The sequence below is a fragment of the Lentibacillus sp. L22 genome (assembly GCF_040812445.1).
In the GTDB taxonomy this organism is placed as follows: domain Bacteria; phylum Bacillota; class Bacilli; order Bacillales; family Amphibacillaceae; genus Lentibacillus_C; species Lentibacillus_C daqui.
Genome location: NZ_JBFNXI010000071.1, coordinates 1 through 10,020, shown reverse-complemented (window position 1 = coordinate 10,020; position 10,020 = coordinate 1). Strand labels below are relative to the sequence as shown.

The 10,020-nt window shown below is 40.3% G+C and carries 10 protein-coding genes and 1 pseudogene; 2 read left to right on the top strand and 9 right to left on the bottom strand.

The window, feature by feature from the left end; genetic code table 11:
• Positions 1-94: 94 nt before the first annotated feature.
• The 6 genes from ABRT01_RS17665 to ABRT01_RS17640 all read right to left on the bottom strand — a co-directional run bounded on the left by ABRT01_RS17665 (position 95) and on the right by ABRT01_RS17640 (position 6,676).
• Positions 95-1,249 carry a thiolase family protein gene (locus ABRT01_RS17665; RefSeq protein ID WP_269409581.1) on the bottom strand — a complete coding sequence of 385 codons (1,155 nt, stop codon included), beginning with the start codon at positions 1,247-1,249 and terminating at the stop codon, positions 95-97.
• Between the two features lie 82 nt (positions 1,250-1,331).
• Positions 1,332-2,102, bottom strand: coding sequence for a 3-hydroxyacyl-CoA dehydrogenase (locus tag ABRT01_RS17660; protein WP_269409582.1), 771 nt, complete (start codon positions 2,100-2,102; stop codon positions 1,332-1,334).
• The gene (locus tag ABRT01_RS17655) at positions 2,099-2,719 is read right to left on the bottom strand and encodes a TetR/AcrR family transcriptional regulator (RefSeq protein WP_367749024.1); all 621 of its coding nucleotides are present in this window, start codon (positions 2,717-2,719) and stop codon (positions 2,099-2,101) included. Before ABRT01_RS17655 ends, ABRT01_RS17660 begins: the two co-directional genes overlap by 4 nt.
• Positions 2,720-2,832: 113 nt before the next feature.
• Positions 2,833-3,264: a class I adenylate-forming enzyme family protein gene (locus tag ABRT01_RS17650; RefSeq protein ID WP_367749021.1), complete on the bottom strand. Its 432-nt coding sequence runs from the start codon at positions 3,262-3,264 to the stop codon at positions 2,833-2,835.
• Between the two features lie 24 nt (positions 3,265-3,288).
• Positions 3,289-4,914 carry an acetate--CoA ligase gene (locus ABRT01_RS17645; RefSeq protein WP_367749018.1) on the bottom strand — a complete coding sequence of 542 codons (1,626 nt, stop codon included), beginning with the start codon at positions 4,912-4,914 and terminating at the stop codon, positions 3,289-3,291.
• 277 nt (positions 4,915-5,191) lie between these two features.
• Positions 5,192-6,676, bottom strand: coding sequence for a peptide MFS transporter (locus tag ABRT01_RS17640; RefSeq protein WP_367749015.1), 1,485 nt, complete (start codon positions 6,674-6,676; stop codon positions 5,192-5,194).
• Between the two features lie 467 nt (positions 6,677-7,143).
• On the opposite strand from ABRT01_RS17640, the gene ABRT01_RS17635 reads away from it, so the two are divergent.
• Both ABRT01_RS17635 and ABRT01_RS17630 read left to right on the top strand, forming a co-directional pair.
• Positions 7,144-8,724, top strand: a complete 1,581-nt coding sequence (locus ABRT01_RS17635; protein WP_367749013.1) for a peptide chain release factor 3 — start codon at positions 7,144-7,146, stop codon at positions 8,722-8,724.
• A 249-nt stretch (positions 8,725-8,973) separates the two neighbouring features.
• A complete protein-coding gene (locus tag ABRT01_RS17630; RefSeq protein WP_367749010.1) occupies positions 8,974-9,255 on the top strand; it encodes a hypothetical protein in 282 nt (93 codons plus the stop codon).
• Between the two features lie 40 nt (positions 9,256-9,295).
• Here the strand turns inward: ABRT01_RS17630 and ABRT01_RS17625 are convergent, their stop codons facing one another.
• The 3 genes and pseudogenes from ABRT01_RS17625 to ABRT01_RS17615 all read right to left on the bottom strand — a co-directional run.
• Positions 9,296-9,493, bottom strand: coding sequence for a hypothetical protein (locus ABRT01_RS17625; protein ID WP_269409588.1), 198 nt, complete (start codon positions 9,491-9,493; stop codon positions 9,296-9,298).
• 23 nt (positions 9,494-9,516) lie between these two features.
• Positions 9,517-9,873 (bottom strand): cytochrome aa3 quinol oxidase subunit IV, encoded by a 357-nt coding sequence (gene qoxD / locus ABRT01_RS17620; RefSeq protein ID WP_269409589.1) that lies wholly within the window; start codon positions 9,871-9,873, stop codon positions 9,517-9,519.
• A gap of 1 nt (position 9,874) precedes the next feature.
• A pseudogene (locus ABRT01_RS17615) lies at positions 9,875-9,958 on the bottom strand (cytochrome o ubiquinol oxidase subunit III); the annotation flags it as partial.
• Between the last annotated feature and the right edge of the window lie 62 nt (positions 9,959-10,020).

Sequence of the window (10,020 nt, the reverse complement as noted above, 5' to 3'; positions counted from 1 at the left end):
TGTACACTCCGGTGCTCAAAGCTACGCCGCCTAGAACTTCTCGGTCCTTTTTATCCTCCTTTTTGAACACGCTCTTTAAAATTTTTCTCTTAATCTATTCATCGAGCCGTTCAATAATCGTCGCATTCGCCATTCCATGACCTTCACACATGGTTTGTAATCCATAGCGTCCGCCAGTTCGTTCAAGTTCATGGAGCATGGTAATCATTAAGCGCCCACCACTTGCACCTAGTGGATGACCCAATGCAATCGCACCACCATTCGGGTTCAATTTCTTTGGATCTGCTCCTGTTTCTTGTAGCCAGGCCATTGGTACTGACGCAAATGCCTCGTTCACTTCAAAAATATCAATATCATCGATGGAGAGTCCCGCTTTTTTCAGCACCTTCTCTGTAGCCGGAATTGGGCCTGTTAACATGAGTGTTGGATCAGAACCAACAACAGAGCGGGCAAGCACCCGGAATCTTGGTTTCAAACCTAAATCTTCTGCTTTTTCCCTGGACATCAACAAGATTGCATTGGCACCATCACTAATTTGACTAGCATTTCCTGCAGTGATTTTTCCTTTTTCTTGAAAGGAAGGTTTTAATGAATTGAGTTTTTCCAGACTCGTATTTTCTCGTGGACCTTCATCCTGTTTCACCGTAATAGTTTGACCGCCTTCTAATGTCACTTCCAAAGGCATGATTTCCTTTTCAAAACGCCCTTCATTACGTGCCTTGATTGCTTTTTGATGACTTTCCAGCGAGAATTGATCCATTGCTTCCCGGCTAAATCCCCATTTTTCGGCAATCCTATCAGCGGATAAACCTTGATGAATCATTTCGTAGTTCGCAGTTAATTCCGGACTAAAAGCAACGCCTTGTCGATTGGATCCCATTGGTACGCGGGACATGCTTTCAATTCCACCCGCAACAACAACATCCATATCCCCACTGATGATTGCCTGTGCCGCAAAATGAACCGCCTGTTGACTGGAACCACATTGCCGGTCAACCGTTGTACCAGGAACCTCAATTGGATATCCGGCTGTTAAAGCCGCAACTCTGGCAATATCCAACGATTGCTCCCCAACCTGGGAAACGCAGCCAAATACAACGTCTTCCACTAAATCAGGGGAAATACCAGCCCTTTTCACTATCTCAGCTAATGGTTTTGCCGCCAGTACATCCGCACGTACATCGCTTAACACCCCATTCCGCTTTCCTACCGGTGTTCTTACTGCTTCAACTATTACTGCTTCACGCATAAACATGTTCCTCCTGTTATAAAAATTTTCATTTCAAATCGAACGAAAGATTTGTAAACACGATCATCATTCACGTTGAACTTTATTTCGGTTGCATGCGGATTGCACCATCAAGGCGAATTACTTCTCCATTCAACATCGGATTTTCCATGATACTTTTGGCAAGGGTGCCATATTCGTCTGGATTTCCCAACCTTGATGGAAACGGTGTCATTTTCCCCAATGCGGTTCTTACTTTCTCAGGCAGCTCACCGAACAATGGCGTTTCAAATAAACCTGGTGCAATGGTCATTACCCTTATCCCCAAATTAGCTAAATCTCTTGCAATCGGTAAGGTCATTCCAACAATTCCACCCTTGGAAGCACTATAGGCGACCTGGCCCATTTGTCCTTCATAGGCGGCAACAGATGCGGTATTAATGATCACTCCTCGTTCACCATTTTCATTCGGTTCATTATCACTCATTTTTTCTGCGGCTAGACGGATCGCATTAAACGTTCCAATTAAATTTACTTGAATCACCTTGGAAAACGATGCTAACTGATGGGGACCTTTTCTATTGCTGTATGTTTTTTCCGCGTTTCCAATCCCGGCACAATTCACAAGTGTCGTGATCGATCCATATGATTCTATTGCCTGATTTAATGCAGCGCTAACATTGCCCTCATTGGTAACATCGGTTTGGACAAAAGTTACATTTTCCCCAAGCTCCGCCGCCAAGCGATTACCTTTTTCCGCTTGCAGATCCAAAATGGTTGCCTTTCCGCCATTTGCAACAATGTTCCGGACCGTTGCTTCCCCTAAACCAGAAGCGCCACCAGTTACTACTGCAGATACATCTTCCATTTTCATCGTATCATTCCTCTCTCCACCTTGTAGGTATCCTTGATCAAAATACGCAATAAATAGTCTGCTATCGATTCTGCCAATTCTGTTTTATCTTTTACGCCTGTTGGTGAATACCACTCAATCACCCAGTTCATTGCCCCAAGTATAATATTACGGACAATCTTGATATCAACGGCAGTAAAAACATCTTCAGCAATTCCCTCTTGCAATATATCATCAATATGCTTACTATATTGATCTCGTAGTTGTAAAATACCTTTCAATTGGTCACCTGAGAAAAATTGTTCCGGTTTGGATCCCATGGCAAATCCGGTTCGTTCAGTAATCAGATATTCAATGTGTACAACCATGATCTTCCGGAGTTTTTCAGATATATCCAAATCTTCGGCTCTAATTTCTTCTATATTGGTAATACATTGGGTTAATAGCATTTTTTGACTTTGAAATAACAGATCCTGCTTATCCTTAAAATAATAGTAGACTGAACCCTTAGTCATTAATAATTTGGAGGCAATATCCTCCATTGTTGTAGCATGATATCCCTTTTCTTCAATAATGCTTAAAGCCGACCTAATCATCTCCGCTTTTTTCTTCGCTGCCTTTTTTTCGCGTAATGACAATTTCCCAACACTTCCCCTACGCACTACTATATTATCATCGAGTTAATATTATTCTAACTATTCATTTTTTGAATGTCAAGTCAAAAAATGAACATACATTTTTCTTCCTTTTTTCAGCGAATTTGCTCTTCACTTTGTAATACATATTTCAAAATCTTTCCCGAAGCATTCCTTGGTAATTCATCCGTAAACACAACTTCTCTTGGTTTTTTATACGATGCAAGATATTGCTGGCAATAGTCAATAACCTGTTGTTCGGTTAATGTCTGATCAGGCTGTAATACGACAATCGCCTTTACCCGTTCACCCCATTGTTTATCAGACGCACCGATAACTGCACACTCCAATACCTCGGGCATCTGATAAAGAATTTCCTCAATCTCCGCGGGATAAATGTTTTCTCCACCACTAATAATTATGTTCTTTTTACGATCAACAACATAAATAAATCCCTCATCATCCATTCTGACCAAATCACCACTATGGAACCAACCACCTGCGAATGCCTCTTCTGTTTCCTCTGGATTTTTATAATATTCTTTCATGACGGTAGGTCCACGGTATACAACCTATTGTTCCACATGCATTTTCCGCAGCATATATCGCTGGATCTTACCACTTTGTGTTTTAGGCAATTCTGGCAAAAACTCTACTTCCCTTGGATATTGATGTTTCGATAATTTTTTCTTAACATACTGACTAAGTTCTTCCGCTAATTCATCCGATGGGTTGTATCCTTTGTTTAACACAACAAATGCTTTTACAATTTCACCTTTTGTTTCATCCGGTTTGCCAACAACGGCGGTTTCTACAACAGCTGGATGCGACATCAGACTATCCTCCACTTCAGTCGGACCAATTCGATACCCTGCACTGGAAATCACATCGTCCGCCCGCCCCTGGAACCAGTAATAACCATCTTCATCCATTTTGGCAAGATCACCCGTGATAAACCATCTGCCAAGTTTCTTGTCTGCTGCTTTTTGCGGGTTTTTCCAATATGTTTGAAACTGGAAAAAGTCGTTCGTGCTATCAACCGCGATTTGGCCGGTCTCACCTTGTTTTACGGGGTTGCCTTGATAATCGATTAGTTCAACCTTGAAACCCGGTATTGGAAACCCCATGGACCCAGGTTTCACACACATATCTATAATATTATAATTGTTTACAATCATGCCCGTTTCGGTTGAACCATACTGATCATATATTCCCCTTCCAAAATGTTTCTCAAAAAACCGGACTACCTCACCATTTAACGGTTCTCCAGCACTACTAAACTTGCTTACCTTGAGATTATATTGTTTTAACAGGTCCTTACCGGCAGCCTTCATCATCCGGTAGGCAGTCGGCGCATAGGTAAAGTTGGTCACCGCATATTTATCCAGTAATTCATAAATTTTCTCAACTTGAAATTGGCCACTGTAGGCAACGATCGGTATGCCAAAACTCAATGGGGAAAATGTACAAGCCATTAATCCATATGCCCAGCCCAAATCTGCCCCGCCAAAAAATATGTCGTCATTTTCCAAGTTTAGGGCAAATTTTGTATATGGATAAAGGGAGATAATACCTTTATGCGTTAAAACTGCTCCTTTTGGCAATCCCGTTGTTCCAGAAGTATACTGAATAACAGCAGGATCCGTTTCAAGTGTTGGTTGCATCTTATGTTCCGTGGAAAAAGACTCCACAAACTGCCAAAATGTTTGACCCTCATTTGTCAAACCGTCAGACAAAAGAATTTGAACAGTTGCAGCTTTATCAGCAATTTTTTCCACCTGTTGTTTGTTTGTTATGACCAGATGTGCACCGGAATCATTCAAACGGTGCATAATGGCATCTGTTTCAAACGCGGTAAAGAGCGGAACATAAATTGCACCAACTTTCCATGTTGCCAAAATTGCAATGATTAACTCCATATCCTTTCCTAACAATCCTGCGACGCGATCACCTTTTTTAATTCCCATTGATTGCAATCCGTTTGCCAGCCGGTTTGATTGTTCCATTAGTTGTAGATAGGTCCATGTCTGCTGATTCCCTGCTTCATCTTCCCAATAAATTGCAATACGATCAGATTCTGTTGCCCAACGATCACATGTTAGGTATGCCATATTGATACTTGCACCTGGTTGCCAATTAAAAAAATGCTCAGCCTCTTTCCAAGAAAAATTTCCCTTCAACTCCTGATAATCCATCATTAATCACCTCTTTGAGGGCTTTCTTCTAAACCTTTGGTAATCGCTTTCATTTACGTTGACAACTTATAACTTGTAGTGGTATTTACTATCTTAGTAGTTGATATAGCTCTAATGAATCAGGGCTTTATATGAATATTATGCATTATGATTCTATTATAATAATTCTACGTAAAAATAACAACCAATTTTTTAATATGAATTTATATTTTAAATGCGTGTTTAATCCAAAATGAAAAAAGACAGGAGGTGCAACATCCCCTGTCCTTTTCTCATTATATCAATTAACGCCGCGCATAAACTGATGGATTTTTTTCGAGAACAACCATAAGACAATTCCAATGACGACTGAAACAATACCGATGATTGTAAAATAAATTACTTGTGTATCAATATGATAAAACTTTACCAACTGTGCATTGATCGCTTGTGCTGAGGCATTTGACAAATACCAAACACTCATAGTCTGTGAGGCGAATGCTGCCGGTGCAAGCTTGGTTGTTGCTGACGCTCCGACTGGCGATAAGAACAACTCACCCATTGTTACAATAAAAAAGCTTAATACCAGCCACATCGGGTTGATCTTATCCGCACCGGTGATAAATGGAATAACCATAACGAGAAACGATAGCCCGGCTAAAATAACGCCGATCGAAAATTTCACTGGTGTTGTCGGTTGCCGTTTGCCAAGTTTCGTCCAGGCCACGGCAAACAACGGTGCAAACACTACAATATAAAGTGGATTAATTGATTGGAACCAGCTTGATTGGACGTGGATCCAGCCTAAATCCAAATTTGTCTGGCTATCCGCAATCCGGGCAAATATGGTAGATCCCTGTTCCTGAATGGACCAAAACATCATAGCTGTAATGAATAACGGAATGTAGGCCAGCAACCGTGATTTTTCTACATTGGTTGTTTTTTTACTGAAGTACATCACTAAAAAGTAAATGATAGGAATAACGATACCCAAAATACTGATCACATTAACAAAACGATCGATGGTTAACAGGCCGGTTACAATCGTGATAACCAAAGCAATGGCAATGATGACTCCACCGACTGAAAAATAAATACCTAATTTTTTCTTTTCACTCGAAGCAATTGGATTTGGAACATAACGACCAGCTTCTCCCAATGTTTTTCGGGATGACATAGCATACCAGATTAATCCGATGATCATACCGATAGCTGCAATCGCAAACCCGGCATGGAAATTATATGTTTGACCAATTGTTCCGACAATTAACGGTGCAAGCAACGACCCAGCATTTGCCCCTGTATAAAAGATACTAAAACCTGCATCACGGCGATAATCTTCCTTCGTGTATAAATCACCGACAATGTTGGATAAATTGGGTTTTAGAATACCCGAACCCAAAATAATCAAAGCCATGGATATAAATAAGGCCGGAACACTACCCGGAACCGACAGTGCTAAGTGACCAAGCGCGATCAGAATTCCCCCGTAAATAATTGTTGACCTGCTTCCGAGAACCCGGTCTGCCAACCATCCACCAACAATCGTGGACATATAAACAAGGGAACCATAGATGGACATGATCGATGTGGCGGTTGTTTTATCAAGGCCCAACCCACCATGCACTGTCTCGTAATAAATATAGTATAGGAGTACAGCACGCATCCCATAATAAGAAAAACGTTCCCAGAACTCAATCGAAAATAACGTTAAAAGCCCTTTGGGATGGCCAAAAAATCCAGATTGTGGAATAGTCTTCAATATTTCTTCTTTGCTGCTCTTCATAGTTGTTTCAACCTCACTTCTGTCTAGCTCAATTGCATATAATAATGCGACAATTCTTTTTATGGTAGTTATGTTGTACTGGAGCAATAAAACTAGGATACGCTTTTCTTTTTGTAATTTCAATGCATGGACAAAAAGTAATTTTAGCGCGAATTTCATGAAAAATGAATTCGAATACAAGGTTGGTTTACCATCTTATCGTTTTCAGACTATTTACGTTTTGCAAGTCTCACTCATTAGGGAATATCTCCACTTCATGCTTTAGAAAGGAATAAGGCTTCCAATTTATGGTGGGACGAGGTGCCTGTCCCTATGTCCCACAGTTGTACTTTGGAGGTGTTGTTGGTATGATATGAAGTGCGAAATTTTTATTTAAAAGGAGCATTATTCCAATGTGAATCAAAAATCCCTCTGACAATAATTAATAAAGCAACCAGAACAAAATAAGAATGGAAGGGATTTTTTATATGAGTTTGCATGATGAAGTTAATAAACGACGGACGTTTGCGATTATTTCCCACCCGGATGCAGGGAAAACAACGCTAACCGAGAAACTGTTATTGTATGGTAATTTAATTCGATCGGCTGGAACGGTTAAAGGTAAAAAATCCGGTAAATTTGCGACATCGGACTGGATGGAATTGGAGAAACAACGTGGTATTTCCGTTACTTCCAGTGTCATGAATTTTCCATACAAAGGTTATGAAGTAAATATCCTTGACACCCCTGGTCACGAAGATTTTAGTGAAGATACGTACCGAACATTGACAGCTGTTGACAGTGTTGTCATGATTATCGATGCCACCAAAGGGATTGAAGCACAAACCATTAAATTATTTAAAGTATGCCGGATGCGTGGTATTCCCATCTTTACCTTTATTAATAAACTCGATCGGGAAGGTAAAGAACCATTTGAACTCATGGATGAAATCGAGGATGTATTGAATATTGAGACACATCCCATGAACTGGCCGGTCGGAATGGGTAAACAGTTCGTTGGTATTTTCGATCGGAACGAACAGCAATTTGTCCAATTTACCGGGAATGAAGAAGAAATTTCCATCCCTTTTACCAAATTGAACAATCACGAAGATTTGGTATCACAGCCGGCCTATAAAACTGCCAAAGAAGAACTGGAGCTGTTGGATGAAGCTGGTGGCACATTTTCTTTGGATGCGGTACTGGCCGGTCAGCTAACGCCGGTATTTTTTGGTAGTGCCTTAGCGCCTTTTGGGGTGCAAACATTTATTGATACATTTATATCGATGGCACCTGGCCCAACACCGAGAAAATCAACGAATGGAGTCATTTCCCCTGAAACCAGCGAATTTTCCGGTTTTATTTTCAAAATCCAGGCAAACATGAACACGAAGCATCGTGACCGGGTGGCGTTTTTACGGGTTTGCTCAGGAAAATTTGAACGTGGCATGACGGTTAAGCTGGCACGAACGAATAAATCAATCAAGCTGGCACAGACACAACAGTTCATCGCTTCTTCAAGAGAAACGGTGGAAGAAGCATATGCCGGGGATATTATTGGTATTTATGATCCGAACGCATATCGCATCGGTGACACACTGATCGAAGGAAAAGATACATTTACCTATGATGAATTACCGCAATTCCCACCAGACCTGTTCAAAAAAGTAACTGCGAAAAACGTAATGAAATCCAAGCAATTTAGAAAGGGGCTCGAGCAACTGGTACAAGAGGGAGCCATCCAATTATATAAAGGATATCGGACTGATGAGAATATCCTGGGAGCAGTTGGTGAATTGCAATTCGATGTTTTTAAATTCCGAATGAAAAACGAATACAATGCTGACGTTATGCTGGAATCAATTGGTGAACGAATTCCACGTTGGCTCACTGTTGAAAAACCAGATGAATCCCTGTTTGATGAACGCAGTATGCTTACCAAAGATCGGGAAGGAAATTTTGTTGTTTTATTTAAAAATGACTTCTCCTTACGTTTGTTCATGGAAAAACACCCGGATGTTGAGCTAATTGATTTGTTTGAAACGAAACAATTTGAACAAACACAGTAATGTATCGTAAACCGCTTAATATTAGAATTTGCCTCAAATGAATATGCACACAAACTTAACAAATAATAAAAATGGATGCTGACGATTGGCATCCATTTTTTATTAACATTCATTTTGTCTCCTTCGCAAAAAGTCAACACCAATTTCTTGAATGATACGTGAACTTTTTGTGTCTTTTTTTCAACATATCTGTTACAATATAGATATAGGAAAAAACAACGCAAATCTTCAATTAGGAGATGATTTTAAATGGGCATCATTGTCATGTTTATGGTATTGGCAACGCTTACGCCATTTCTATTCATTCATTTGAACAAAAAAATACTTGCTGTTGTGCAAACAGTGATGATTATTGGAATGTGGTTATATTATTTCGAAGCATTATTTCATACTGCACCACCTGCCTTCTCGATCATGTGGATCATGTTCTATCTCAGTATGATTCTTGCCGAAGTGGCTTGGGTCATGTTTATCATTAGAGTGGTAAAAACATCTGACACTGCTAAAAGAACAACAACTTATTATCAATAAGCGAAAGCCCCTCCATCCAAACCGGAAAGAGGGGCTTTATTTATTCCGTTTGTGCAGGCTTCACCTGAAACAATTGAATGATCGCTTGCACGAACGCTAACACAGCAATTGCAGCAAATACTATTTTATAGGAATAACCCGAGAATACAGCAGCCCAAAGTGAAAAGGCACTTAACAATATACAAAGTGTAAAGCCGATATAATAACGAAATTGTATGCCTATCGTGTTTTCTTTCATAACGCTACACATCCTATACGTTTTTAGTGGTGCATATCTTCCATCTGTTCGTGTTGTTCCATATCATCGCCATGATGGTGATCGAAACCATACGACATGGTAAATAAGGACCCAGCAACAATGATAGCTGCGATTACAAATCCGTGAAAGATCATATTCCAAGGGACATGGCCATTACCGCTCGCAAACTCCGTCATATGCATGAACATAAATAGTTGCAAGGCTGCTTGCATGACAGCAAGTACCATAATCCCCGTAATCACCCATCCTTTTGGCAAGCTGGATTCAAGTGCGGCCCATGCAGCGATCACAGTTAGGACCAAGGATATCACAAAACCAATAATATGTTGTACGGGAATTCGTTTCGTCTTTTGTTCCATTTTACATCACCATCCCGATTAAATAAACACTGGTAAAAATGAAAATCCAAACAACGTCCAGGAAGTGCCAGTACAAACCAATAACTCAACTTTCGCAGAGTAAAAATGACATCTAACCTTTATCTGGTAAAGTACTTTTGGAAATTC